This window comes from Rossellomorea sp. ABR4_004 (assembly GCF_056159585.1).
Window position 1 is genome coordinate 721,986 of the sequence record NZ_JBSWVM010000001.1, and the last position, 25,297, is coordinate 747,282.

Sequence of the window (25,297 nt, forward strand, 5' to 3'; positions counted from 1 at the left end):
AAAAACAAATAGAATCTTATCTTTTTTCCTCATCATGTTTTATTGGAATAATATCAGTCCAAGTAATCTCTAAAGCATAAATAATAGGCTCCAGCTTCATGAGCGTAGCATTAGCCTTTCCCTTCTCAATCAAAGATAAATAGTTCACCGTTAGACCAGAAATGCTGCTTAATTCCTCTAATGTTTTCCCCTTATTTTTCCTATAATATCTGATTTTCTTTCCAACAAATCCTGTAATATTCAATAACTCACAACCTTATTTAGTAATTAAATTAATCAAAAATATTTTTAGATTAAGCATTAATATTTAGACTCTTATACTTACCATTCCATAATTCACTAAGGTTCTCCTTTGTAATTACGGAATAAAGTAAAATTTAATATTAAAGATTCTAAAATGACTGAGTGTGTTAATCCTTATCCTGATTTTTATGAAGATGATCAACTGGCAATGAAGTATTTATTTTAGAGAAGTTAAGAATATTTCTTCTCAGAAAATAAAGAAGAACCTCTTCTAATAAAAGAAGAGGTTCTTTACTATATATTTTGAGGATTGCTATGGGAAGCATTAAAAATGGGATAAAGTAAAGTGATAAAATAGTTCAACACGCTCCCATTTCTTCTCTTGATTAGTTCAATGTCTTGAATCACTTGTTGAATTTGAGAACACATTAACTTTTTCGAGAGCACCCTAAAAAGTTGAATAGCTGTTTCTTTCATTGAAAACCTTCTTCTTAACTCGGAATGGAATTCAACACAATAACAATATATTTTGTATTCTTCAGAGCTCATTTTACTATTACACCTTTTCCTTCTAACGTATATTAAACTTTAAATTTGTTACTTATCTTAGCTAAATTTGTACTTGCCTCATTTAATATGGATGCTGACTCATTAATTGAGTTTAGTGCCATTAGTTGCTGTTCAGTTGATGCGCTGACCTCTTCACTAGCCGCTGCTGATTGTTGCGCAGCTGCAGAAATACTTTGAATAGCTCCCACAACATCATCTTTATGACTTGTCATAAATTCAACCTTTTGGGAAATTCCTTGTATAGATGAGACCATATTATCGATCATTAATGAAATTGAATTGAACGCTTTTTCTGTTTCTATAACCACTACATTTTGTTCATCAGCGATTGATCTGGTGGTTTTCATCTCGTTTTTAGCGTGATCAGATTCATTTTGTATATCTTTGATGGTATGTCGTACCTGATCAGTTGCCTTGGCTGATTGCTCTGCTAATTTTCTAACCTCTTCAGCTACTACTGCAAAACCTTTACCGTGTTCTCCTGCTCTCGCAGCCTCAATACTTGCATTAAGTGCAAGCAAATTAGTTTGATCAGAAATTTCATTGATGGAATGAATAACTGAATCGATTTCATTAATTTTCTTTGTTAGGTTTTCAATAACTGACTCAACTGAGTGCAGAACCTCATTTGACCGAGTTGCCTTCTCTTTTAAATTTGTCATCTGTTTCAATCCATTTTCACTTGTCACGGACGCGTTATTTGAAAGTGAAATTAATTGATTTGAGGCTTCGTCCACTTCTTCAATTTGAGTAGATAAATCAATGGTTCTTTGATTCCCTACTTCCGCATCTGAGGCAGCCTGAGTTGCACCATTCGCAACCTCATCCATAGCTCTTGCTATTTCTTCACTTGAAGCAGTAGTTTCCTCTGATATCGCACTTAGGTTCTCAGTTGATTCTTTTACCTGAGTCACTGAGTTTTGTACAGAATGAATTATTTCTCTCATACTAACAACCATAGAATTAAAATTCTTTGTAAGTTGTCCCACTTCGTCATCTGAAGTTGATTGTACAGACACTGTTAAATCGCCATTAGCTACTTTACTTACTTGTTTGTTTAATTCGATTAGAGGTTTCGTAATATTTCTTGCAACTAGAGTAGTAATTAAAGAGATTAACAAAATGATAGCTATCGTAATAACAAGTAAAGTGTTTCTAAGGTCTGTTGCTTCCGCTAACATATTTTTCTCTATGTATACAGTTCCAACTTTCCAGTTTGTTTCGTCAATTGTGTCGTAAAATAATACTCTTTCTTGTTTATCAAAAACGTAATCTAGTCTTCCACTTTCTTCATTGGAATCATACATTTTTTTAATGAAATCAAGATTCATTAGGTTTTTCCCTTTTTCTGTTGGATGAACCATCGCAACCGCATTCTGATCAAAGAGAAACGCATAACCACTGTAATCAACATTAATTGATTTCACTAATTCATTTAGCTGATCGATTTTTATATCGAAGGCAATTACCCCTAAAACCTTGTTTGAATTTTGTTCCTTAACTACTTTTGATAAAGTCACAATAAATTCACCAGAAGATTTATCTTCATAAGGTTCACTCCAAAAGGCTTCATCTAGACTCGCACTAGCTCCCTTAAACCAAGGTGCTTCTAATGGATTAAAATCAGAAGGGAGAGTTGCATGTGGCTCTATTAATATCTTTTTATTCATACCGGTTACATAGATATTTGTTACTGCTGGATTATTTCTAATAAAGGATGCAAATTCATTTGAAACTCTTGTTTGCAGTAGTTTAGATTCAAAGGAATTTTCTTCTTTCTTATTTACTGAACCCTTTAAATAATCAGCTATAAGAGCTTGATTACTTAAAATATCGATATTTGAATCATATTTTTCAAGAAACATATTAATACCAAAGTCGATTTGTTTCACAATCGATTCTGATTTATTCTGTACATCGTCTTTTATTTTCTCACTCTGTTGAGAGTATAGAAAAACAGCTAATCCAATTAGAATGATGGTAAATACTGATGAAAAAATCAAAATCATCTTCATCCGTAGGCTATTGAATGAAAAAGCAGTTTTGGACCCTTCCCTTTTTCCAAACTTACTTTGCAAACTTTTCAACATAATTGTTCCCCCTTGGTTGTTTTTAGAAATTTCCCCTTTTGAAACACAAACTTATTACCTCTTAAAATTACATAAAATGACTTTTTACGAGCCTTTCAAATCATTATTTCAAAAATTGATTATAACACCATAATTTAAACATTATGTAAAAAAATGTAGAAAAATTAGAAGTAAATCTTTTCTAAAAACTCAAATTAATCTGATGAACCACGCTATTATTAATAACTGGTGTGATATCATTATTAATTCGTTCTGTTGATAAAACGAACATATGTTTGTATAATGTTTCCGAGGTGAACAAAATGTACCAGTTAGCATACAGAACCACCGGATTAGAAGATTGGGTTTCAAGATTCTATTTGAAGCTTGGAATAATAAACCCTAATTTAATAAGTGAGGAACGAATATCAAGGTTCCTGGGTATCTATGTGAAGAAGAAACCAATACCAAGTAGCTTTCACGTGATTGGTAGATACCAAGACATTGTAATTGATAGTAGAGAACCGATAGAAAAACACAGAGAGATATTCTTTCATGAGTTATGCCATATCCTTAGACATTCAGGCGTTCAAACAATTATGCCTGCTTCGTTTAGAGAGCTCCAGGAATGGGATGCACATCATTTTACTCAGTATGCAGCTATCCCCTATCACATGATTAAATACATTCCTATCAATGATCGAGATGTGATTAAACAAATGTCTGATATGTTCTTGGTATCTCCAGAACTATGTGAAGAACGATTGGAACAAATCATTCGAAGAAATCATTATCAAAGGAGCGTTTATTAAATTACCAAGTTCTCTATTTTTTTGTTCTTAATTTAATAGTATTTTAGTTTCAAAGGAAGTGATTGAATGAAAGCAGCAGTGTATGTCCGTGTTAGTACCACTGAACAAGCCTCCGAGGGCTACTCTATTCGAGCACAGACAGACCGTTTAAAAGCTTACTGTGTGTCCCAGGGATGGGATATATTCGAAATCTATATTGATGATGGTTATAGCGCAAAAGACACCAACAGGCCAAATCTGGAAAGAATGATGAAACATATTGAGCAAAACTTGATTGATTGTGTCTTGGTTTATCGCCTGGATCGTTTGACTAGATCCGTACGAGATCTATATAACATTTTGGAAACGTTTGATAAAAATGATTGCAAGTTTAAATCAGCTACCGAGGTTTATGATACGACCACTGCAATGGGTAGAATGTTCATAACCATAGTGGCTGCATTAGCCCAATGGGAACGAGAAAATACCGGTGAACGAATACGTATGGGAATGGAGCAAAAAGCTCGTGAGGGGAATTGGGTAATTAACCAGGCTCCCTATGGGTACGAATTAGATAAAGAAAACAAGACACTAAAAATAAATGAAGAGGAAGCTCTTGCTGTAAAAAGAATTTTTGAATACTACCTCGAAGGGAAGGGAGTAAATAGTATTGCTGTAGAATTAAATCGATTGCAAATTCGCACAAAAACAAATGCCACATGGAATGATTTCAAAGTAAGATACATCCTCACTAACCCTACCTATATTGGGAACATGAGATATAACTTTAGAGTGAACAAGGAAAATTACTTTGAAGTAGAAAATACGCATCTTCCAATTATCTCTAAAGAAACTTATGACAATGTACAAAGAATTCGGGAAAGAAGGTCTGTTGATCATCCAAGAGCAGCTACAAGTAAATTTATCTTCTCAGGAACCGCGAGATGTGCACGATGTGGCAGTCCTCTCGCTGGCAAATATGGATATTCTAAAAGAGGAGAAAACGTCTATAAGCCTAGAGCCTATTATTGTTCTAGTAGTAGATTGGGTCAATGCGATCAGAGAAATATGTCAGAGCGTTATTTAGAAACTCAGTTTATTAAGTACTTGGATACATTTGATATTAATCCAGACATCGTTGAAGACCTTACTCAAATAGATGAAATTGATGAATCTAAAGATAGACTTGATATACTTCATAAAGAACTAAAGGAAATAGATAAACGTAGAAAAAAGTGGCAGTACGCCTGGGTAAATGACTTGATAAATGATGAAGATTTCTCTGTTCGAATGAATGAGGAAAAAAGTAAAGAAGAGGATGTAAATAAGCAGCTCTCTTCTCTTCAGCCTTCCGGGGAAAAAATGAACACGGAAGATCTTTCTGATATTCTCTTGGATATAAAATCTAATTGGAACCAACTTGACGCTTTAGAGAAAAAATTATTGCTTCAGATGTTCACAAAAAAGATTGTGGTCGATCGGGTTAGTAACCAGTTGAAACCTGATTGTTTAGAGATTAAAGAGGTTGAATTTTATTAAATTTAAATGCTAAAAGCACCTAGGAAATTCTAGGTGCTTTGTTATTTCCTTCTTACATTAAAGCCTAGATTATTGAAGGAGAACCGAACTTAAATTTGATTGATAAGTTTTATTAAAGAATGAATAATTGAATGTATTGCAATAAAAATAACAATAACAAAATAAGTGAATCCCCCGTGTAACAGGCTTATATATATAAATTCGTTCCAGTTTAAAAATCTCTTGAACCAAAAAGAAAAATAGAATGTACTAATTACTCCAATAAATAACCATAAAAAATAAATCCACTGTGGCAACGGACTCCACAAAGCAGATAATGCAATAATTGTTGTAAAAAGCAAATTTAGGATGAATACAATTGTATTAATGATTGCTTTAGAATTCACTAATAATCTCCTTTTTCTCCAATCTATAACTGTTCAATAGACCTGCTCTTTAGTAAAAGATAAATTATAGTAGTATATAGATATTTAAACATTGAATATTTGCATGGTTCTATTAATATGACTGGGTGACCAGTTAAAGCAGCCCTCACCGCAATTTCCGCTGTTTCCCGATCCCGTATCTCCCCTACCATAATAATATCCGGATCATGCCTCAAAATCGCTTTTAATCCAGCGGAATACGTAATCCCCGCTTTTTCATTCACTTGAATCTGCACCATTTCTTCATGATGCTTCTCTACGGGATCTTCAAGAGTGATCACATTACGGTTCAGGGCAACGGAACAATGGTGGACAAGGGAATACAAAGTTGTCGTTTTCCCACTGCCAGTAGAACGTGTTATGTAAATACAACAAAATTCAAACATGATTTTACTATGTCTATGAGGCACGAATATCAACGTGTCTCATACATTTCACACATTGAAACAAATTTTGTTTAATTTCCTTATGACGTTTCAGCTTCCTGCATGTCTGGCAGGATAATGTTACATGCCGTATTGAATGGTCATTAATTTCAACTCCACCTGGATCCCCGGGTACTTCCTCAATCTCTTCCCATTCTTCCACATTATCCTTAATTAGAGCGAAAAGCATTGTAGAACATATTATCCCAGCTATAAATGAAACCACATATTCATCCCCTCTCACTTAGAACATATTCTATTTCGCCACTATTGAAGTCCTTAATCGGTACAACTCTATAGGCAGAATGTACACTATGTTCTTGCTGCAGTTTAAACACCAACTCAGAATTGTTTAAACACGTTTCTACCAGGAGACATGCGAGAGTGGTTGGCTTCATATTGCAAGCTATGGACAACTTATTTAGTTTTGTACTCATCTTGTTTGTAAGCGAGATGTTCACCCTGTTCACTTTCTTATTCCCTAGCCCCTTCCCTTCTATCATGAAGACACCTCCTTCCAAATGTCATGACAATTGACAGTGTCAACCATGTAACAATGTAACAAATATGAAGGGTGGGAGGAGGTCATAACCTTAGAGTAATGCCTCCCCCTGCCGACCTAATTACCTCTTTTTTTTGGAGTGTTTTCTGATACTCACGATCGACCAATGTCTTTAGGAATGAGCTTCCATTTCGCTTATTTCCATTTGGAAGCTTAGAAACAAACTCAAATAAATCTTTCTGCTCCGGATCATCCACATTTAAGCAAAGTGTTATTCTTTTGATGTTCATCTTGACCTCTCCCTTACCGTAAGTTTATGGCCCACTTGTGAACCACTTAATAAATACTTATGATGGTTAGAAAGGATATAGTACAAAAATATCGGGAGTGAAATAATATGGATGATATCACTTTATTAACAGTAAAATCACATTTAGGTGATGTGAAAAAGAAAATATTAGAACTCGGATTAATGACTGATGATGAAAAGGCCAGCAAAAATGACTTTTGGAACGCGGTTGTTGATGTCGTAAGTGACATAGAAGTAATCGACGAAGTGCTTAGATTAGAAAAAAGATGATATACACTATAGAGTTACGAGTAAAAGTGGAAGGTATAGGTGTAACTCAGTTTAATGAGTATAGAGGTAAGTATAAATTAATTGAGCGCATTCAGGAGTGGATATTTGAGGTTCACAAGCAATACGGTTATAGAGAGATGGTCATTGAGAAAGTAACGGTTAACAATAAGGACATCACAAATCGTATATTAATCTGAATATAAAAATAAACGAAGCCGTATTCGCTTCGTTTATTAAACACCATTGAAGAGTGAATTATGTTTGAAAAACTTAACCTCGACACCTTCAAATTTACTTTTAATTTTAGCAGTTGCTTTATTAATCGCGTGTTCAGTTGTACTTGAATTTATATATATTGAATAAGCAATTCTTTTTATCCCAGAACTCCTGATCGCATCAACAATATGATCATCTTCACGACCTAAAGAACTACCAAAGATCGTTATCCCACCACTTATATTGCTTATTTGTTTGAAACAGTGATTAAGATAATCATTTGTAGTAATCGTCTTCAATTTTTGTGAGGAAGTACCTTCCGAAACAAAAATAGGAGTGTTACCATCAGACATTGTCATTTCAATTACATCAAGAAGTCGTTTTGAATTTCTCACCAGTTTTTTTGTTTTACCGTCTTCTTTATATAAGTGAAGGGCACCATGAAGATAAAACAAAGGAACCTTTGAATTATTAGGTATGGGATCCTTTATATCAAAAGTTTGATCTCTAAAGAATAAATCACTCAGCCCTTTCCTCTCTGTCATTAACGCCCAATATGATATTAAGTCATAGTTAGTTGTAAATATTCCCTTACTATATCCTCTAAACAATTTATTTAGAGTTTCGAGTTTATCTAAAGGCAAATCTTCAAAGGAAATATGGGTTTTATGTACAGCACTTATCAAGGCGTTTTTAATATTCTCATAGATATCAATAACTTTTTCAGGTTCAACACCTAATGTAGTATTAATTTTTGTAGCTATATTAAGAGCATATAATACCCATTCAAAATTTGTAGTATTAAATGATTCAAATAACTCAATAGCATCCCTTGACAAAAGAGATCCTTCTTCCATGTGATCATTAGAACAAATCTCGTATAGTGAATGATATTTAAACTCATCCCAAATCGAGATCGATAAGCCGTTTCCGAATAATAAGTAGTCATTATGTTTATCGTAAATATCACTGTAATTTAGAAGGGTTTCCATAAAATATCTCCTCTCACCTAAAAAATTGGAAAATACAACTATATATAATACCATAAAAATACAGGAGCTTAAGGTTAAAAAGGAAAATCATTGTAATAAATTCCCCCTTTAAGTACTATAAAATTAAATACATATGAAGGGGGAAAAGATGGTGAAAAAAATTTTAAAATGGATAGGGATATCCTTTGGTACGTTCTTTTTAATCGTCATGACTTTATTAATTGTGGATATTTCAAACGACGATATAGCAGCAAAAGATATCTCATGTGAAGATGTATCATTGGAAGATGATATGAAATGTATTTTTAATCAAGCATTCTCAGAATTGAAATTAAAAGAAAATGCCGTGACAGACCATTATTTTGTAGAAAAGTATAACCAAACGAGCATAGAAGTAAGAGTGAAGAATGAAGTCGGTCACCAGGACATTTTCCCTCAAATGAAAAAGGCTATGAAAGTAGCGAGTGAAGAGAAAGGTTTAAAAGAATTTACCGTTAAATTCATTAATGGGAAAGGTGATATTGTTGATGAATATTCATTCATTGGAGAAGATAGTTTAAAAGACTATAATTGGGATGAAGTGGAATGGAATGAGGTTTCAATATTAGCGCCAAAAAATTAATCACAGACACAAAAAAGCCCCTCTCATTCGAGAGGGCAGCACTATGTATGCTAAAGGGATTTGTCGATCCTTAGGTATTTTATCACAAGCTAACTTAAATGTATTATTCTTTTAGGCATAATTTTAAAGCAAAACACATCCCATATATAAGGTGGTAATAATGGATATTCAAGCATTAATAAACTCTATTCATTACTGGGATTCACCCCTACTTAGCCTAGACATTAATTATTTTGCAGATGAAATAACATTGAAATGTGATGAAGGCTCTTTCCAATTCACCGGGTGTAATAATCTAAACCTAGAGAACTATCATGTTTCAAACGAGGAAGAAACATCTCCTAAACATTGGGAGAATGGTATGAGTCCTTTTTCAATTCAAGACATCAGCGTAATTGAATTAGATAAAGAAACAAAAAGTAAATACCAAGGTAGATATCAAGTGAATATCCTAATGGATTTGATGGTCATTAAGTTAACATGCAATAGTATTAATGTAACACCACAACCTTAAGTAAACATTAAAAGAGGGAACCGCCTTGCATTTTCCAATGCCTGGAGTAACCTCTTTATTATCTTAGTCAAATTGCATTTTATTAAATGGTTGGGTAATTACATACTTCTCACAAAACAAAAAGCCCCTCTCGATTGAGAAGGACTCTTTTAAATAGAAGTTAAATTATTTTGTACAGCTATTATTTGCCATACAATTTATTTTTAATCACATTACTTCCCTAAATAGTTGATAACTTTTTTGCGAGTATCCCAACGATCAGTACCAGAAAGATCAATGACACGGTTCGTCTTCTTCTCCAGCCCCTCAGTCGGTCCACCGACTACCATGAGCTCGTTGATCTTCAGTGCTTCATTTGCCAAGGACTTACGGTTATAGAGACCGCACTTCTTTTCGCTTGCCAAATCATACCCCACACTTAAATCTGCATCAGAATACACTACTACTGCCATTTTAATCACTTCTTCTTCCTCCTTTGGTTTTACTGCCGGTTTTACTGTTGGATTAATTTCAATTTTTCCTGCTGTCATATCAAGTAAATATTTATATAGAGAAGGATCCTTTACCATAGGTGCAGGGCACAATTTTCCAGTAACGTCCCAATGACGTACGAATCGATTGTATGTGTCTTTCAATTGGGGGAACAGCTTCTGAAGGTACTGGTGAACCAGGGCAGTACGTTTGATTGTATCCGGATGGATAGTTCCATCAGGCTCTAAGCACATCTCCACATGAATACATAAAAGGTTAGCATTCCCGTCTCCAGTACGAGTCGGATAACGAGAATCCCTGGCTCTGAGTGCTGGTAACTTAAGAGCTGCATTGCCCCCATCGTTCCCTCCGAATGTTCCTTCGTCTAAAGGAATCAGTTCAAGTGCCTTATATCGATCGACAAAGATATGAGCTCCAGCGTATCGTTTAATCTGTATAACTGTTTTATCAAAGTAATTGTAATGATCTTCAACATCTGCTCCTGCATTAGCCGTGTAATGGTCCATTACGGCTTGTACCCGTAAAAGCTTATAACCTGGTCTACTGAACTCGTTTTTTCGTATATGCTTCTTCTGGTAATTAAGTTTGACCGTCATTCAAATCTCTCCTTTCAAATGAAAAGAGCTACCCTAAAGGCAGCTCTTATTTCCTCATCAATTTTTGTTTCTTCAATGCATTCTCTTTTAATCGATCTCGCACATGTGTGTTCTTCCAAATCGCATATAGATTTACCACAAAGGTAACAGCTGCAGCTGCCATAAATACAAACGCGTCGATACTAACCTGATTGAACCAGTCAAAACTTACACCAATCGTACCGAGAAATAAAAATACGGAAGTTAAAAAACCTCCGAGCAATGTAAAAATGTCTTTTTTCATTTATAAATCTCCCTTCTATTTCTGAATAAACCCATAAAAAATAGCAATTGCTCCTCCTATTACTCCAGAGCTAATTGCCGTAATAATCGCGCCGGTTATTTTTCGTTTAATCCACGTTGTATTTTCATCAATCTTATTAAGTGTCTTGTTGAGTGTGGTGATCTGTTCCTCATGCCGGGTTGTCGTGCTTTTCAGGTCACTTACTTCTTTTTCGAGGATTTTAATGTCACTCTTCATTTCCACAATGTCTTTCTCATAATGATTCATTTCATGATGTCCCTCCACCGTATTTGACATAGCAATTGCCCCCTTCTCTTTTTAACATGAGTGGGATCACCTCCTCTCAGGCAAAATAAAAAGCCTTCTTGAAAAGACTTTAATCTTGTGGGTTAATTTCTGACTTTGGTGGATTTTTTTGATACTTAGCAACCTCATGGGATAAGTCAGCGTTTTTTTGATGAAACTCTTGTAGTTCAGCTCTAGCAAAAGCTAAGTTCCCTTCTAATTGACCAATCTTACTTTGCAATTGAAGAATCACTTTTTCTTCTAAACTTAATGGCTTTTGTTCCATAAAAACTCCCCTTTCTAATTCATGTGGCTGTGCCACCCTTGTTTTAACATATTGATTTCTTTTACGGCTTCCTGCAGGACTTTCCAAAGGTAGGTATTCATGGCATACAAGTCTATGCCCAGTTCGTCCCCGAAGTCACTTCTGAGTTCTTCTGGAGCTTCTTGGGCAGATAAGCCAATTCTCATTGTCTGGGTTTCGTCTGTGATGAGACTATATTGTTTTGGAGTAATGTTTAAGAACTCTTGAAGAATCTCATTCTTCTCAAACTCAATCATGTTCTCTTTCAGTCGCTCATCTGATACAGTCCTAAAATCCGAAGCGTCAATACGTGCGTATGCCGTGTTTGCTCTATTTCGTATCTGTGCTGCAGGTGTTGAACCGTTTAAGCCTTGGATGGTCGTTTCACCAAGCACAAAAGCCATGTGGCCATAATCTTCAAATTTCTTATAAATCTCAACACCAATGATGTCGTCAAAATAGAAATACATTGAACCTCTTCTATTACCTGTTGCATCCCCGTTCTGATAAATATAATGACCATTCCCGGCTTTCATTCTCATATGACCACCAGAGGGGTCTATTTCGATTCCTCCACCTAGTAACAATGATCCAGCAACTAATTTGGAGTTCCCTGTCGCTTTATATGATGAGTCAGATACAAAATGCCAGGCGTTAGCTCCATCATCGTGCCATAAGTGATCAGTGTTTGTACCACTTCCTGAAGCAATTAACGCATTGTTATTAAAGTAGATATCACTCCCCGATACAATCCTTTCTGACGCCTCAATATTTCCTCTAGAATTTATACTGTCAGCAGAAAATGGACCCCCTTTAAAATTCATTGACCGAGCACTTACATTAAACCGTGTTAAATAATCTGATCCTCCACCGTCTTTCCGGTGATATACAGTTAACCCTCCAGCCCATCCTTCAAAAGCCATAATACCGTCCGTGTAGAAGGTATTTCCGCCATCAGCTGTGTTATTATACTGAAGCCCAAAAATTGTAGGTGAACCTGACTCATTGTTTGGTGGGCCAACCTCCATCTGGGAGGAGTTTAGCTTTCCGGAGAAGCTACCAGTTGCCCCGTTAAGGTGTCCTGAAAATGATACATTCCCAGAACCATCAACCTCAAACTGATTATTAATGTTCAAACCATTTAAAGATTTGATCATATTTGCTTCTAGCCAGTCGACACCAAACGTTGTGTGTTCATCCACCACATTAGGACCTCTTGAACCAGAAGGGGAAAAGTATATATCATATATCTGATAACTTGATTTACTTGAGGAACCAGAAAACATCGCTGAGAAACTAATATCTGGACTCTTATTTATAGTTCTTTTAAGGGTTCCATTATGATAATATTTAACGGTTTCTCCATCATAAATAATCACGAAACTGTCTCCTGCCGAGTAAGCCCCATGATCAATGGAATTTCCACCATTATATCTGGTCTCAAATGTTCCTCCATTTTTCAGATAAAACATATGATCCATGTTGTAATAGTAATAATTTGCATTATCTGGTGAAGAATCAATCCCAAACATAATTGAATTATTGGTTTGAGCAGGCTTAAAACTTAGAAAGCACCCGCCAATATAACTCTCGATTGAGTATGCACCTTCATACCAGGACGTTCCGCCGTCTTTGTAAATCCTTCCTTGAGCATCGACTTTACCATACCCTGAAGTTACCCAATTCAATTTGAATCCTGGTTCCCCTTGTGGCCCTCCGGGTCCTGTTGGACCCGTTGGGCCGCGATCACCTGTGTCTCCTTTATCCCCTTTTATCAACGTCCACTTATATCTAGTAGGATCAGTTGAATCAGCAGAAGTGAAGTCCGTATATTGACCGATATACGTCTTTCCAGTTGACACAGTAGTAGAAAACCCAGAAGTCCCCGTGCTGTTGTTTGCATAGGCCAAATGAAGATAACTGGTTTTACCATCAGATCCGGTAGGTCCTGGAATTCCCTGATTACCGTCGGCACCTTTAATCAGGGTCCACTTGTACTTACTCGGAGTAGTGGAATCTGCAGCCGTGAAATCCGTGTACATCCCAATATAGGTTTTGTTCGTTGGATCACTGGTCGAAAAGCCTGTGGTACCTGTGGAATTGGTAGCATAAGCTATGTGCGTGTAACTCGTTTTACCATCTGGACCAGTCGGTCCTTGAATACCCTGGTCCCCTTTTGGACCTTGAATCCCTTGCAAACCACGTTCTCCGGGATCCCCTTTATCACCTTTTTCTCCTTTAATTAGAGTCCAATTATAATCACTCGGATCCACAGAATCATTTTGTACATAATCCGTGTAGGTACCGATATAGGTTTTTCCTGTAGAATCACTAACAGAGAACCCACTCGTCCCGGTGCTATTTGTGGCATAGGCAATATGAAGGTAAGGCGTTAAACCATCCTCACCAGTTGGTCCAGGCGTTCCTTGTTCTCCTTTTGCTCCTTTTATGAGTGTCCATTTGTACTTTGAAGGGTCATTTGAATCGGTAGATGTCTGATCTACATAAATTCCAATGTAAGTCTTGTTTACAGGGTCACTTACGGAGAATCCGCTTGTTCCTGTACTGTTAGTAGCGTAGGCTATGTGGGTGTAAGAGGAGTCTCCAGCTTCTCCCTTTACTCCAGGGATTCCTTGGTCTCCTTGAGGACCTTGTAAACCTTGAAGTCCTCGTTCCCCTTGATCTCCCTTCAGCAACATCCATTCATATTCCGCTGGATTCGTAGAAGGAGTCTCTTCTGTTTTATTGTAGGAAAAACCAACATATGATTTCCCTACTGGAGAGGATGATATTCCTTCACCATTTTGATTATCTGCATACATGACCCAAGTGTATAGACTGCCTCCGGTCGGTACCCATTCTCTTATTTCGGGATCCCAGGTGTGAGCAATTTCAACTTTTCCACCTGTTTGGATCCAAATGATATTGCTTCTACCTTTTGGTGGATCAGGTGACTTGATAACCTGAATGGCATACAACGCCTGAAGGTCTTTCCAGACACGGAAGACGTCTTCTTTCTTGTACTCAATGACCTCTCCTAAGAGAAAACGCTTTTTCGTCTTATCAAAAACAGATCGTTCAACAAGAATAACCCTCGAATCGAGATACATCGGAGGGTCAAATAGTTCATCTTTCACTCTACTAGAATCACCTAGAGTGATTTTTTCGTGTTCATAACCTAGGATATGTTCCAGAGAGGCACCTTCTACTTCATATTCAACCGCTGCTGAAATCCTCTTCTTCAGTTCTGTGTTCCCTAGTTGGGCCAACCTCTCCTCGGTCATCTCTTGATCAGAAGTTTCGGGTTCGTATAACTCAATGAGGTGCAACCCTTGATAATTCCAGTTTTGGAACGCTGCGTCGTCTGTTACTGTTACTCTTAACTTCGTTCCATCTTCTTGCTCAGGTCCCAGGCAAATAAGGGCTGTTACCACCCGATCATAATTCACTTTTCTTTTAATTCCGATAAGATCCTTACCAGCCGTAATTTCTTTCCCACGGTCCTGCCCGACTTTCTTGATAAAGTCCACGTACCGTCCTATGACTTCTCCGTCTTTCACTTCCACGCGGAAACGAATTTCACAGTCAAATAAAGAGGCGATCGCTTTTAATGCATCATAAGCATTGATATCCTTATCGATGGTCCATTTCCGAATTCCGTTATATTCAACAATGCCAAGGTCCCACGGTAAACCTTCCAGTATAAATGCCCCGGAGCTTTCAACTGTTTGACCTTCAAGAACTTGAGGAGGGATCCACTTTAGTTTTTTCAATTCCAAGAACGATCCGGAGGTCTTGATGTCCATTTCTTTTTCCGTTGTATACGTCCCAGCTTGTTGGACAATGAACTCCCGATAACCCCCCTCTTCTGAAGGAATTAGAATCTTACGCTTCTTTGTTAGCTTGTCAGCCCCTAACTCTGAGGTGGGAAGGATAAAATCATAGGTTTCTTCATTCGTCATTGCATGTCTGTGGGTATCTGTGATGACATTCGATATCCATCCAACCACTTCATCTGTTTGATAATCAAGAATATGAATCATACTCATTTATATGGATCCCTCCATTTCGCATTAAATTCTGCAATAACGCTTGGGTTGTTGAGTACGAAAAAGTTATTGCCTGGCTTTAATGGGAAAAATCGAGATCCAAAATCTTTTTTCATAAACGGTTCTCCGTTTTTCAATATAAGGGCTTTTTCCATGATGAACTCAAACACGTCCCCAGTATCGCCAATGTATGGGACTCCGTTGGTTTTTTGATTGATCTTTTGGACTTCAATTTTTCTGATGGCTGCCTTACTTGGCGAAGCACTCCCATGTGTAGCCGTATGAATCCCGATGGCTGCTAAATCACTTTGAAATCCATTGTTAATGTCTAAGTAAGGAAATTGTTGCTTGTGGCGCGTATAGACCTTTGTCCCGTCATTCCCTTGTTGAGCAACTGAAACGATGAAAGATGTTCCCTCTTTGATGATGTCCAGATATCCGTAAAAATTCTTGTAAGTCCAGTCCATTGATGTTACATAATGCTTAATGGATCCATTCCTAAGCGCGATTTCCACTTCAACCTCACCCGTAGACTTTCTAATGACAGCTGCCACTTTTCCTATTATTCTATTTGAGGTATCGAGTAAATACACTTCCGCCCGTCCTCTTTGACTTCCATTGGATGATGAAACATCCAAGTAAGCTCTAGCCACATAATCACTTAATACTGAACCAATTGATTTTGCAAGGGCAGGACCGTGCCAACTTGTTCCGCTTCCGTAACTGGAGGCATAAAACTCTCCATTGGCTGTTGTCATGGTACCGGAGTTAACTCCTCCATCCGGTACATAGCCGGCACTCGCCCAACTAACTGTTGTATTCCCATCATCAGTCCAAACGGTTTCATACTTTTCAAAAGGGGCTTCATCCACCGTCAGTGGTTTACCAATTCTCATATAGTCCTCATCACCAATGATATCCAGCAAGGTAGTCGGACCTGATAGAGTAATAGTGATGTGAGGAAAGGCAGGGGCAGACCCGTAATTTACTAAGTTAATAGGGGCACTCAATTCCGAACCCCTAAAGGTTTCGTCATGTAGTTCTCCATATTTATAAGGATCCAAACAGAGAAAAGTAATGACACCTTCTTCCACAAATAGTGCTTCTTCCAAATCCAATCTGCCATCTACGATAGCATAGTAGGTCCTATGTGGTTCATCATCAAAGATTAACGGGGCTGGGGTATCAGTTACTAACCAACCAGAGATTTCTTCTTCTAGCAATCGCAGATCTTCATTATTGATTCCTTTGAAAAAAATTGGTTGCTCGATGATACGAACATTGGTTTGAGAGCTGTCTAATAAAGCACCAGCGCGACCTGGAATGTTTAATAAATTTCTTGTAATCGGTGCAAATACTGATCGGCGTTTACCTTCTTCACAATAGACGAATTCTTTTCTTTGTTGATTAAATGTAAAGGAATAAGACATAATCGTCCTCCTTTCCTCTTATGATTAAAACCTTGTCTTATTAAATTCTTGAATTCCTGTAATATCATCAACAATTTCTTCTGCCAATACACGCATATTCGGAGTCATAACTTGGACAATCAATGGTTGCTTCAAGCTCATTGTTTTTGCAATTCCATCACCTATCATACCTAGCGTTTCCTTATTTAATGGTAAAGCTGCTTCTGGACCTGCATCCCCGGCACCTTGTAATTTCCCTCCATATTGACCAAAGATGGTTGGTTGAGTGAAAATGGCTCCTTTTGCCCGCCAATCAACTCCAACCGTAGGGACACTTATTCCTGGTGGCATTAAATCAAATTTTCCTTTTATGCTGAAATGAGGTAACTTCACTCTAGGAAGCACCCACTTTATTCCTGTAAATAGGTTTTTAATTTTTTCTCTTAGCCGACTTGCCTTCCCTCTGATGGTATCCCAGTTTTTATAGAGAGCCACACCAGAAGCTATAAGAGCACCGATAGGGTTAGTGAGACCAAGCAGAACCGTTTTCACCGGTCCGATTCTATCCATTAGAGATGCCGCTTTCGATTTAATAGTGTCCCAGTTCTTATAAAGTAGTACACCTATTGCAATGACAGCCGCTATTGCCGCGATAATTGCTAAGATCGGCCATGTTGCAGCCGTAATACTTATCCCCATTGCTCCGGCAGCAACTGTGACAGCAGTGATGATCGGTGCCGCTATGGTTAAGATCGTAACCAATCCTCCAATTGCTGCCGCTCCTGCCCCAATTGTTGCAGTGAGGTTAGGGTTTTCGTTTGCCCATTCGATTACCCTGGTTGTAAAATCTGCTACTTGGGTAACTAAGGGAGTTAATATGAGTGCCAGTTCCGCTAGAGATTTCTGCATCTGTGCATTTGCCTCTGCATTTGCTTGAACCTCAGGGTTTAACTCTTGATATTTGTTGTACACTTCACTAAATCCCTCTTGTGATAATGTCTTAAGAATGTAATTATACCCTTCTCCGATTGTGATCATTGAGGCTAGCGTACTGTTAAAATCATCAAGTTTAACTCCACTTCGCTCTAATAACTCAGCAAAGGGACCGACTGCTTCTCCGGCTGCCAATGTCTCTTGGATCCCGTCTGCAATACCTTCAGTTTTGAGTGTGTCACTGAATTTAATGTATGCCCCATTCACAAGATCAATTGCTTCAGCTAATTGATTATCACTGAATCCACTGGCAAGTAAGTTGGCTAATGTCTCTCCAGCTGCATCGGCTTCCCCCGTGACGGCTGTAATTTTAGTAAATGCCTCTTCCACAACCCCTAAGTCTCTCCCTGATGTTGCCGCATTGGTTCTGAGTCTCGCTAGAACTTCGTTATACTCTTGCATACTTGAAACAAGACCACCGATGGCTGCTGCAGGTGCCGCTCCTGCTAAAGCTTGCATTCCACTTCCAAGGCCTTTAATGGACTTTGTAGCTTTTTCACTACTATCTTCCACCTGTTCTATCGATCTTTTGAATTTATTAACTGTCGTCCGGGCTTCATTTAGTCGAGTCTCCATCTTTAAAACTTCTACTGAATTCTCTCCATAAACCTTTTTTGTTTGCTCAAGTTGTTTTTCCAAATTCTGAACTGCTCGTTCAGTAAGTGCCATTTGATTTTTAACTTGGCGCTGAGACAATTCGAACTTCTCAGATTCACTGGCATTCTCTCCAAGTTGAGAAGCTTGAAGCTTGAATGAACTAGTCAACTTCTTCTGTTCTTCTTCAAGTCTTGCACTTTCATCTTTCAAACTCTTAAGCTTTTCTTCTGCATCTCTAGACTCCTGTGCCTGGTCTGTTAACCCTTCATTCACACGCTCCATTGCCTTTTGGAGAGAAGTCTCTGCTCGTTCAGCATCAAGGAGCTTGCTATACATTTGTGTAAGTTGTCCTGTAGTGGTTTTCGTGTCTTTGCTCATTGCTTCGTATTGAGCTCTCAGCATGCCGGTGCGTTTCTCAGCTGCTTGCATTTGTATCTCAAGCTTCTTCTTTTCAGCAGCTAATTTGTCTGTTGCCTTAGCGTCCTTACCCATTGCAACAATATGATTCTTATACTCTTTGGCTGCCGTATTCATAACAGCATTTATTTCTCGAAGAGTATCTGCATATTTCACCTGACCGTCCATTTTAAAATTCAGAACGACGTTTTTCTCTTTATTTGTCATGTCCTCACCTCACTTATAAGAAAGGAGTTTGATCTAGTGTATAGACTTGAGATGTCTTCTCTTCCACAAGAGCATCCGGATTGTGATACCTTACATGCATGATATATTGCTTTAGTAAATGATTAGGAGTGATATTGAAAAAGTCTTCCATACTCAATCCGAGAAGAGTATTCCCTACATAAAAATAAAAGTCCCAATCTAACTCTGTAGACTGAGACTCATCGTTCGAACTAATTAATTTTTTTTTTCAGTTTTCAGTTTATCCATATCAGTCTTTTGGAAATTTTGATCATTGAATAGTTCAATTGCAACTTGGAAGATGGCAGGAAGATCTGTGAGGGGGATAGCATTTTCAATTTCATTTACTGTACAATCTGTTCCCCCAGATTTTATCATGGCATAAATAAGTGAATGCATTAATTTTATTTCTTTTTTGCCTAAGGTTATTTTTCCTTGGCTCATCATCCGGTTCATTTCTTTTTCAAATGCACCATAGGACTTCCCAAATGCTTCTTCAACGTACGGAAAGGATTTGAAGGTAAAAATAACCGGAATCTCGACCCCTTGTATCTTGATCGTACTCCGGTTAATATCAACATTTACTAAATCACTTAATCTAGCCATCTATGTTCCTCCTAAAATTAAACTGTTGGGAATAATGTTTCGATTTGAGATTCGTCAGCAACAACTTGTGCCATAAAATCCGCGGCTTTAACACCTGTAGCACTATCACGTGTTTCAGAAAATTTCACCTCAGTATTGTCGTTGAATAATAGTGGGGTGGCCTCAAAAGTAGCTGACACATCTCTAACTTCTGGTTCATCATTAGAAGTTGCAAATGTCTCTTCAGATGGAAGCTTTTGAACTCGAGGGTACCATCTCGCAACGCGTGATCCGTCATTCAACTTTGCAGTAAAACCCATTGCAAACATTGGGTATTCTTTAACATTCGAGTTACTAAACGTTATACCCTTAACCGGTGTCACTCCATCAATCTTATCTTGTACTTCTTGTGGTAAAGAAACGTGAGTCAAACTCAATGTAAACTTTGAGTTTTTAGAGGCATTTACAAACATTTTTCCAGATGCCCATTTAACTACAGTTGTTGTGTTACCTGCGATACCCAATTCTGTGATGTTATCTAGTTGATAAATCTCTGGATCATATGTCGGAATAGCATCACGACTATCCTTACCACCGGTCATGAATGCCAAGTATAATGATTCAATACTCACTACATATAACAATTCTTGTGCTTTTGTCATTTATGATTCATCCTCCCATTGTGTCTAATATCTTATTAGCCATAATATCCGCTATTTTTTCCCCTTCAGCATCAAAGGTGTTTTGGACAAAGTGACGACCTTTAATTTTCCCGCGTCCGCTTGCTTTTTTATGGCCGTGTTCTACAAGGTGCCAATAATATGCCCAGTCTTCAAATTCAACACTTACGTGATCATTGTGCACTACAACCTTTAAGGCATCACGTAAGTGTTTACCACTCTGACTTGATTTCGGAATCCTAGGTCTTAATTTTTTCACAAAGTATTCAGCTGCTTGTTCCAGAACATCTAGCTCAACTTTTTTATTCACTTTGATCAATGTATTGATTTCATTAAGTGCATCAGCAAATCCATTGTTATTGGAAGCCATTAATTAACGCACCTCACCATCGTAATGAACTGCGTTATGGTGGCATCGTTCTCGTCATAAGGAAACCCTTCAAATTGGCTATAAGGTACACCATGAGCATTGAACACATCCGTTAATGGTTCATAGTCTGATTCGGTTCCTTTCGTGACCACGGCTATTTGATAAAGGGGCATAGATTTCAGTACTTTTGAAGATGCTCTTTTATGTTGCTCATTCACAAATTCATATTCGATGTAAGGATAGGTTGCTGATGTCGGTGCACTGCCCCGGAACACCGGGATGCCGGATTCTTTCATGATCGTCCTTAACTGCTGGAAGTTAATCTGCATAAGACAAACTCAACTCCATTATGCGTTCATCTTCACGCACATAAATTCTTTCGATATCGTAGATCCGTTCATTGATTTTAACTCGGTATTCCTTATGGTTATTTTCAACTTCCCGGTCAAGGCGAGTTTCGATTTTCTTCATGATCTCCTGGGCATCTTTGAAAGTGAATTTATCCGCTGCCGTTACTCCAATATTGTTATATTTCAAGTTCCGTTCTTTAGGATATCCCATCACGACTCTATCTGTTTCAGGGTCCACAGTTTCACCAAGCTTCAATAGTTCAGCTTTCCACCTAAGATTATTCGTTTGTCGTTTCGGCATCGTTGAATACCTCCTGGACAAAGAAAGGAGTCAAAGCATCGAGTGCCTGTTCCAATTCCTTTTCAGAGACTCTATAATCATTCATAATTCCGGCCACCATAAGCACAAGATAGTCGTCTTGCTTACCGGTAGCTGTCTGAACATATTTTTGAGCACTTTTTATATAAAAAGGGAGCATGGTTTCATCCATGCCCTCTTCCCAGTGAATATGACTTTTTAACTTTGCAAGGTATTCTTCTTCAGTCATGAATCATCCCTCCTATTACGGAGTTTCTACCGCTCCTACTTCGTACCGGTACACGGCCGGCTCGAATGGAGAGTAGATTAATTGACCGTCCAAAAGATTGTAGATTTGGAATCCGATCTTATTCACACCAGAATATTTCTCAATAAGCTTCTGAAGCTCCATAGCTCCAATAACATCTTGAATGTGGAAGGCTTTAAAATCACCAAAGTAGAATACTGGTTTAGTTGAATCCGTTCCATCAGCTGAATCGGTGAAATCTAATTTATGACCAAGCAGTTTATACCCAACCCCATCTGCTGCAGCATGCAACAATGGACGGCCAGTAGTATCTGTCATATCTTCAAGCACAGTAAGAGCCGCACGGTTAACAATCCACATGGACTTCTTAAGGACCTCTGTAACAGGTTGTCCTTTAAGCTTGACCAGTTGAGAATAAAGCTTTTGAGAGTATCCCGCTGCAGTAATATCCACAGGAGTAGATTCATAGTAAGCAACAGCTTTCTTAGCAAGGGCACCCGGGTTTTCATTTCCTAAGTCATTCCCATTAAACATGTAGTTCGTTTCTTTACGAACATACGCTTTCTTCAGCTCTTCAATAACGATGTCTTCCACATTAACACCGCTCATCTTGATAAGCTTTTTCGTAACAGTTGCCAATGCATCGAACTCAGCTGGGTCAAGAAGAATTTCATCGAATTCAATATCTGTTTCAGGAATTTCAGTTCCTGTATCACGTTCTGTTTTTGTTACATTGGCAGCCGCTTTCTTAACTAAAACTGGATATTTCACATCGCCTTTAGTTTTATGACGAGTACCATATTTACGAAGGAGGTTTTCTTCCTGAGCATAAGTAATAATTTCAGAAGCAATGACTTCTGGAATCGTTACTGATCCATTACCCGTTACAACCCCTAAAGAACGTGCCTCTGTTTCATCAATTTGACCGACCACAAACTTAGCGAATGCTGTGCGGACTTCTTTTTCTTTAGTTTTAGTAGACTTGTGTCCACGAGTTGAAAGGCTTGCACCAATCTTTTTCATGATACCGTCACGTTGTTCTGCTGGAATACCTGAACGCTGCTCTCCTTCACCAGAACCTTCACCACGTTCTTCGTCATCATCTTCAGAACCGGATCCCCCGCCTTCTTCACCTTCTCCTGACTCATCACCAGAACGCCCTTCTTCAGAACCTTCAGCAGATCCTGTGTCCTCTCCTTCGCCATCTCCACCCTCAATGTTAGCCAGGGCATCAGCGATTGCTTGAGCCTCGTCAGCAAGCTCCTGTACTTCTGTTTGAACACCTTCAAGGTCTTCAGCACGCACTTCATTCTTTTCAAGACGGCCGCGCAGTTCAGTTAAACGAGCCTTATTACGTTTTTGCATAGCAAGCAATTGTTTTTTATTCATTCTCCAAAACTCCCTTTATTTGATTTAAAATTTTTATTCTTTTCTCTACCTGTTCATCTATTTCTTTACTTCTCAAAGACACCTCAGTGTCCTCGTATGCGGGTATTGACACCACCGATATCTCATAAAGTTCAACCTCATTCAAGGTCCGGACGGCGGGCTCAACTGAGTAATCCCATGCCTCACAGGTTGCCCAAAATCCAAATGAACATTGGTTGATATCACCACGTTTCATGGACTCAGCTAAGTCCCGGGCAAGCGATGTGTTCGGCAGCTCTACCTCGAACTTAAGACCCCGGTTGTCTTCCTCTACCTTCAAGGTCCCGTTTCTTGTCCGGCCAAGCACATGATCCCAGTTATGATTGAATAAGGCCCGTATATCTCCGTTTTCTGAAATGGTCCGGGCAAAGGCACCAGGCGAAATCACTTCTTCAAAAAAATCTCCGATCGATGTCTTTGAATTAAAAACGGCAGCATACCCACTTATGATCACAGGTTCATTCCCGGTGCCGTCCCGGGTCTGAAGGTTGGTGATGTCAACGATCCGCATTTCCTTCTTCTTTGTCACTTTCATCACCTCCCTTCAATGAATCATCAGTGGCTTTCTTTTCTCCAATTTTTGATAAGTCGTTTGAGATATAGACAGCCTGTGTTTCCGGTGTATTTTGTTTAGGGAACCCAAGCATGTCAGCAACGTTGTCCGGTGCCGTGATCCCAGTACGAACAATGTTGTAACCGATATTTGTTTTGGTGCTGTATGGAACAAAGTCAAGAATATTAATCTTGAACTTGATACGCTTGTCGGAATCGCGACCAAAAAAAAGAAGACTTAAATGGTCTTCGAAGTTTTTCATTATAGGTCGAACTGCTTTGTTATGCAGGTACATCATGGCTTTCTCCAGATCCGATTTTGTCAATGATGTATATGTGTCCACGTTGATGCCCAGGAACTTGCCCAAGTCCTTCTTGTAGATACTCAAGTATGAAAGTATCTTTTCATCATCTATTGGACTCTTTAGAGTATCAATGCTGTACCCCTTCCCCATCGGTATCATTTTCACAGACCGCGATTCATCTATTGCTTCCAACTGATCGAGAATTGCTTTAATCAATTTGGATTGTGCAGCATTTTGCGGGTTGATGTGAGCGTCTAATTTCAAAAGGAAAGCCAGAAGCCCACCTTTAGAGTATTTGTCTGTGAGGACCTTCTCAGCACTCATGACACCCTCCAAAGTGTTCTTCCCTAAATGGAGCAACCCTACCCCCTGCAAGTGGTTTGTTCCCATATTCTTGACGTGCCGGATCATGAACGAAGGAATCTCTTCCCCGCTAATTTTAAAATGCTCTATCAGATGATCATCAATCTCTGTATAAACATTTGATGCTAAGTGGAGCCGGTTACCGTCCAGCACAGGGAAAACCTCACCTTGAAGAAGATAAGTATTAGTCATCAACTTTATAAATTCGGATCCGGTCAGATAATTGTTCGGGTTTTTCAAGGATTTAAGAACTGAATGGTTTTTTATTTCATTTCCGTCCCTGTCCTCCACGACAATCTCGGCCAACATCATCTGGTTACTGATATCCTGCAGGAGCTCATATACATCACTAGATTCAAGGATGTTGTCATCATTGACGTACCTACCCCCATACCGGATTGTATTCGAGTAGATGTCTTCGAACCAGCCACGCTTTTCCAATTGGTTGTATAGATAATTTGAGAATCGATTTCTTAATCCCAATGTCTCACCTCCTTAATTAACAAAAAATTTATTACACTCCCTTTCCAGATTTGTTAAAATCAACTTGGAAGGAGGTGTAAAAATATGGATAGATTTGAAGAACATCAAGAAAACATTAAAGATTTCGCTACTGTTGCCATGTTTAATTGCCAACGGATGTTTCGGTTGTTATCTGATGAATTGGACCGAGAACAGATAAATGAACAAGCTCTTTATGGGTATCATTCAATGGCTTTTTCTGCATTCATGACAATGAAGTCTTACTACTTACAAAACAATGAGTTATCACATTGTGAGTTTGATAGCTTCATTGAAAAGTTTGAACAATTTAGTAGAGAATTTGTATCTAGCAGAGAAATAAACCACAGTATGCAGTGGACGTTTGGGTACTATAGTGAATTGGTAGAAGCTTATAATGATTTAGCTAATCTTTTAAAACTTAAGGCTGTAGAAATCCCTGAATAAAACACATCACAA

At 38.2% G+C, this 25,297-nt stretch carries 26 protein-coding genes and 2 pseudogenes; 6 read left to right on the forward strand and 22 right to left on the reverse strand.

The features are described 5' to 3' along the window. Positions 1 to 16: 16 nt before the first annotated feature. Positions 17 to 244, reverse strand: a complete 228-nt coding sequence (locus ACXAF2_RS03985; protein WP_475137467.1) for a helix-turn-helix domain-containing protein — start codon at positions 242 to 244, stop codon at positions 17 to 19. 580 nt (positions 245 to 824) lie between these two features. Beyond that, a complete protein-coding gene (locus tag ACXAF2_RS03990; RefSeq protein ID WP_475137468.1) occupies positions 825 to 2,903 on the reverse strand; it encodes a methyl-accepting chemotaxis protein in 2,079 nt (692 codons plus the stop codon). Positions 2,904 to 3,205: 302 nt separating this feature from the next. On the opposite strand from ACXAF2_RS03990, the gene ACXAF2_RS03995 reads away from it, so the two are divergent. Further along, complete coding sequence (locus ACXAF2_RS03995; RefSeq protein WP_475137469.1) at positions 3,206 to 3,694, forward strand: ImmA/IrrE family metallo-endopeptidase; 489 nt, start codon at positions 3,206 to 3,208, stop codon at positions 3,692 to 3,694. A 66-nt stretch (positions 3,695 to 3,760) separates the two neighbouring features. Then, the gene (locus ACXAF2_RS04000) at positions 3,761 to 5,212 is read left to right on the forward strand and encodes a recombinase family protein (RefSeq protein WP_475137470.1); all 1,452 of its coding nucleotides are present in this window, start codon (positions 3,761 to 3,763) and stop codon (positions 5,210 to 5,212) included. A gap of 502 nt (positions 5,213 to 5,714) precedes the next feature. On the opposite strand, the pseudogene ACXAF2_RS04005 reads toward ACXAF2_RS04000, so the two are convergent. From ACXAF2_RS04005 to ACXAF2_RS04015, 3 genes and pseudogenes are all read right to left on the reverse strand, one after another. Beyond that, positions 5,715 to 6,005: pseudogene (locus tag ACXAF2_RS04005) on the reverse strand (ATPase, T2SS/T4P/T4SS family); the annotation flags it as partial. A 287-nt stretch (positions 6,006 to 6,292) separates the two neighbouring features. After that, complete coding sequence (locus ACXAF2_RS04010) at positions 6,293 to 6,565, reverse strand: hypothetical protein (protein WP_475137471.1); 273 nt, start codon at positions 6,563 to 6,565, stop codon at positions 6,293 to 6,295. A gap of 82 nt (positions 6,566 to 6,647) precedes the next feature. Continuing rightward, positions 6,648 to 6,854, reverse strand: a complete 207-nt coding sequence (locus ACXAF2_RS04015) for a hypothetical protein (RefSeq protein WP_475137472.1) — start codon at positions 6,852 to 6,854, stop codon at positions 6,648 to 6,650. 107 nt (positions 6,855 to 6,961) lie between these two features. On the opposite strand from ACXAF2_RS04015, the gene ACXAF2_RS04020 reads away from it, so the two are divergent. Further along, positions 6,962 to 7,144, forward strand: coding sequence for a hypothetical protein (locus ACXAF2_RS04020; protein ID WP_475137473.1), 183 nt, complete (start codon positions 6,962 to 6,964; stop codon positions 7,142 to 7,144). Positions 7,145 to 7,377: 233 nt separating this feature from the next. On the opposite strand, the gene ACXAF2_RS04025 is transcribed toward ACXAF2_RS04020, so the two are convergent. Next, positions 7,378 to 8,352, reverse strand: coding sequence for a DUF4917 family protein (locus tag ACXAF2_RS04025; protein WP_475137474.1), 975 nt, complete (start codon positions 8,350 to 8,352; stop codon positions 7,378 to 7,380). Positions 8,353 to 8,503: 151 nt separating this feature from the next. Here ACXAF2_RS04025 and ACXAF2_RS04030 point away from each other — a divergent pair, with 151 nt between their 5' ends. Together ACXAF2_RS04030 and ACXAF2_RS04035 are read left to right on the forward strand one after the other, a co-directional pair. Beyond that, positions 8,504 to 8,974: a hypothetical protein gene (locus tag ACXAF2_RS04030; RefSeq protein ID WP_475137475.1), complete on the forward strand. Its 471-nt coding sequence runs from the start codon at positions 8,504 to 8,506 to the stop codon at positions 8,972 to 8,974. Between the two features lie 160 nt (positions 8,975 to 9,134). Then, positions 9,135 to 9,488: a hypothetical protein gene (locus tag ACXAF2_RS04035; protein ID WP_475137476.1), complete on the forward strand. Its 354-nt coding sequence runs from the start codon at positions 9,135 to 9,137 to the stop codon at positions 9,486 to 9,488. A gap of 212 nt (positions 9,489 to 9,700) precedes the next feature. Here ACXAF2_RS04035 and ACXAF2_RS04040 read toward each other — a convergent pair whose 3' ends face one another. From ACXAF2_RS04040 to ACXAF2_RS04115, 16 genes and pseudogenes are all read right to left on the reverse strand, one after another. Further along, positions 9,701 to 10,576 (reverse strand): peptidoglycan recognition protein family protein, encoded by an 876-nt coding sequence (locus ACXAF2_RS04040; RefSeq protein ID WP_475137477.1) that lies wholly within the window; start codon positions 10,574 to 10,576, stop codon positions 9,701 to 9,703. A 46-nt stretch (positions 10,577 to 10,622) separates the two neighbouring features. Next, entirely contained in the window at positions 10,623 to 10,859 is a 237-nt protein-coding gene (locus tag ACXAF2_RS04045; RefSeq protein WP_475137478.1) for a hypothetical protein, read from the reverse strand. 15 nt (positions 10,860 to 10,874) lie between these two features. Continuing rightward, on the reverse strand, positions 10,875 to 11,156 hold the full coding sequence (locus ACXAF2_RS04050) for a hemolysin XhlA family protein (protein WP_475137479.1): 282 nt from the start codon (positions 11,154 to 11,156) through the stop codon (positions 10,875 to 10,877). 79 nt (positions 11,157 to 11,235) lie between these two features. Then, the gene (locus ACXAF2_RS04055; RefSeq protein WP_475137480.1) at positions 11,236 to 11,430 is read right to left on the reverse strand and encodes a hypothetical protein; all 195 of its coding nucleotides are present in this window, start codon (positions 11,428 to 11,430) and stop codon (positions 11,236 to 11,238) included. Between the two features lie 14 nt (positions 11,431 to 11,444). Next, positions 11,445 to 15,497, reverse strand: a complete 4,053-nt coding sequence (locus ACXAF2_RS04060; protein ID WP_475137481.1) for a phage tail spike protein — start codon at positions 15,495 to 15,497, stop codon at positions 11,445 to 11,447. Beyond that, on the reverse strand, positions 15,494 to 16,927 hold the full coding sequence (locus ACXAF2_RS04065; protein ID WP_475137482.1) for a distal tail protein Dit: 1,434 nt from the start codon (positions 16,925 to 16,927) through the stop codon (positions 15,494 to 15,496). Before ACXAF2_RS04065 ends, ACXAF2_RS04060 begins: the two co-directional genes overlap by 4 nt. A gap of 1,461 nt (positions 16,928 to 18,388) precedes the next feature. Then, positions 18,389 to 19,120 (reverse strand): annotated as a pseudogene (locus ACXAF2_RS04070) (phage tail tape measure protein); the annotation flags it as partial. A 234-nt stretch (positions 19,121 to 19,354) separates the two neighbouring features. Beyond that, positions 19,355 to 19,744, reverse strand: coding sequence for a hypothetical protein (locus ACXAF2_RS04075; RefSeq protein ID WP_475137483.1), 390 nt, complete (start codon positions 19,742 to 19,744; stop codon positions 19,355 to 19,357). 17 nt (positions 19,745 to 19,761) lie between these two features. Then, positions 19,762 to 20,385 (reverse strand): major tail protein, encoded by a 624-nt coding sequence (locus ACXAF2_RS04080; protein WP_475137484.1) that lies wholly within the window; start codon positions 20,383 to 20,385, stop codon positions 19,762 to 19,764. Between the two features lie 7 nt (positions 20,386 to 20,392). Continuing rightward, positions 20,393 to 20,773 (reverse strand): HK97-gp10 family putative phage morphogenesis protein, encoded by a 381-nt coding sequence (locus ACXAF2_RS04085; RefSeq protein WP_475137485.1) that lies wholly within the window; start codon positions 20,771 to 20,773, stop codon positions 20,393 to 20,395. Next, entirely contained in the window at positions 20,773 to 21,102 is a 330-nt protein-coding gene (locus ACXAF2_RS04090) for a hypothetical protein (protein ID WP_475137486.1), read from the reverse strand. Before ACXAF2_RS04090 ends, ACXAF2_RS04085 begins: the two co-directional genes overlap by 1 nt. After that, a complete protein-coding gene (locus ACXAF2_RS04095; RefSeq protein ID WP_475137487.1) occupies positions 21,092 to 21,424 on the reverse strand; it encodes a hypothetical protein in 333 nt (110 codons plus the stop codon). Before ACXAF2_RS04095 ends, ACXAF2_RS04090 begins: the two co-directional genes overlap by 11 nt. Then, the gene (locus ACXAF2_RS04100) at positions 21,402 to 21,671 is read right to left on the reverse strand and encodes a phage gp6-like head-tail connector protein (RefSeq protein ID WP_475137488.1); all 270 of its coding nucleotides are present in this window, start codon (positions 21,669 to 21,671) and stop codon (positions 21,402 to 21,404) included. Before ACXAF2_RS04100 ends, ACXAF2_RS04095 begins: the two co-directional genes overlap by 23 nt. Positions 21,672 to 21,686: 15 nt before the next feature. Then, positions 21,687 to 23,078 (reverse strand): phage major capsid protein, encoded by a 1,392-nt coding sequence (locus tag ACXAF2_RS04105; protein WP_475137489.1) that lies wholly within the window; start codon positions 23,076 to 23,078, stop codon positions 21,687 to 21,689. Then, a complete protein-coding gene (locus ACXAF2_RS04110; protein WP_475137490.1) occupies positions 23,071 to 23,646 on the reverse strand; it encodes an HK97 family phage prohead protease in 576 nt (191 codons plus the stop codon). The genes ACXAF2_RS04105 and ACXAF2_RS04110 overlap by 8 nt, the downstream gene beginning before the upstream one ends. Further along, the gene (locus ACXAF2_RS04115) at positions 23,615 to 24,820 is read right to left on the reverse strand and encodes a phage portal protein (RefSeq protein WP_475137491.1); all 1,206 of its coding nucleotides are present in this window, start codon (positions 24,818 to 24,820) and stop codon (positions 23,615 to 23,617) included. The genes ACXAF2_RS04110 and ACXAF2_RS04115 overlap by 32 nt, the downstream gene beginning before the upstream one ends. Before the next feature lie 84 nt (positions 24,821 to 24,904). Between ACXAF2_RS04115 and ACXAF2_RS04120 the strand changes: the two genes are divergently transcribed. After that, on the forward strand, positions 24,905 to 25,285 hold the full coding sequence (locus ACXAF2_RS04120; RefSeq protein WP_475137492.1) for a hypothetical protein: 381 nt from the start codon (positions 24,905 to 24,907) through the stop codon (positions 25,283 to 25,285). Positions 25,286 to 25,297 lie beyond the last annotated feature (12 nt).

Coding starts and splice junctions, on each gene's coding strand:
- ACXAF2_RS03990 (WP_475137468.1), bottom strand. CDS start 2,903: ATGTTGAAAAGTTTGCAAAGTAAGTTTGGAAAAAGGGAAGGGTCCAAA.
- ACXAF2_RS03995 (WP_475137469.1), top strand. CDS start 3,206: ATGTACCAGTTAGCATACAGAACCACCGGATTAGAAGATTGGGTTTCA.
- ACXAF2_RS04000 (WP_475137470.1), top strand. CDS start 3,761: ATGAAAGCAGCAGTGTATGTCCGTGTTAGTACCACTGAACAAGCCTCC.
- ACXAF2_RS04010 (WP_475137471.1), bottom strand. CDS start 6,565: ATGATAGAAGGGAAGGGGCTAGGGAATAAGAAAGTGAACAGGGTGAAC.
- ACXAF2_RS04015 (WP_475137472.1), bottom strand. CDS start 6,854: ATGAACATCAAAAGAATAACACTTTGCTTAAATGTGGATGATCCGGAG.
- ACXAF2_RS04020 (WP_475137473.1), top strand. CDS start 6,962: ATGGATGATATCACTTTATTAACAGTAAAATCACATTTAGGTGATGTG.
- ACXAF2_RS04025 (WP_475137474.1), bottom strand. CDS start 8,352: ATGGAAACCCTTCTAAATTACAGTGATATTTACGATAAACATAATGAC.
- ACXAF2_RS04035 (WP_475137476.1), top strand. CDS start 9,135: ATGGATATTCAAGCATTAATAAACTCTATTCATTACTGGGATTCACCC.
- ACXAF2_RS04040 (WP_475137477.1), bottom strand. CDS start 10,576: ATGACGGTCAAACTTAATTACCAGAAGAAGCATATACGAAAAAACGAG.
- ACXAF2_RS04045 (WP_475137478.1), bottom strand. CDS start 10,859: ATGAAAAAAGACATTTTTACATTGCTCGGAGGTTTTTTAACTTCCGTA.
- ACXAF2_RS04050 (WP_475137479.1), bottom strand. CDS start 11,156: ATGTCAAATACGGTGGAGGGACATCATGAAATGAATCATTATGAGAAA.
- ACXAF2_RS04055 (WP_475137480.1), bottom strand. CDS start 11,430: ATGGAACAAAAGCCATTAAGTTTAGAAGAAAAAGTGATTCTTCAATTG.
- ACXAF2_RS04060 (WP_475137481.1), bottom strand. CDS start 15,497: ATGAGTATGATTCATATTCTTGATTATCAAACAGATGAAGTGGTTGGA.
- ACXAF2_RS04065 (WP_475137482.1), bottom strand. CDS start 16,927: ATGTCTTATTCCTTTACATTTAATCAACAAAGAAAAGAATTCGTCTAT.
- ACXAF2_RS04075 (WP_475137483.1), bottom strand. CDS start 19,744: ATGGCTAGATTAAGTGATTTAGTAAATGTTGATATTAACCGGAGTACG.
- ACXAF2_RS04080 (WP_475137484.1), bottom strand. CDS start 20,385: ATGACAAAAGCACAAGAATTGTTATATGTAGTGAGTATTGAATCATTA.
- ACXAF2_RS04085 (WP_475137485.1), bottom strand. CDS start 20,773: ATGGCTTCCAATAACAATGGATTTGCTGATGCACTTAATGAAATCAAT.
- ACXAF2_RS04090 (WP_475137486.1), bottom strand. CDS start 21,102: ATGCAGATTAACTTCCAGCAGTTAAGGACGATCATGAAAGAATCCGGC.
- ACXAF2_RS04095 (WP_475137487.1), bottom strand. CDS start 21,424: ATGCCGAAACGACAAACGAATAATCTTAGGTGGAAAGCTGAACTATTG.
- ACXAF2_RS04100 (WP_475137488.1), bottom strand. CDS start 21,671: ATGACTGAAGAAGAATACCTTGCAAAGTTAAAAAGTCATATTCACTGG.
- ACXAF2_RS04105 (WP_475137489.1), bottom strand. CDS start 23,078: ATGAATAAAAAACAATTGCTTGCTATGCAAAAACGTAATAAGGCTCGT.
- ACXAF2_RS04120 (WP_475137492.1), top strand. CDS start 24,905: ATGGATAGATTTGAAGAACATCAAGAAAACATTAAAGATTTCGCTACT.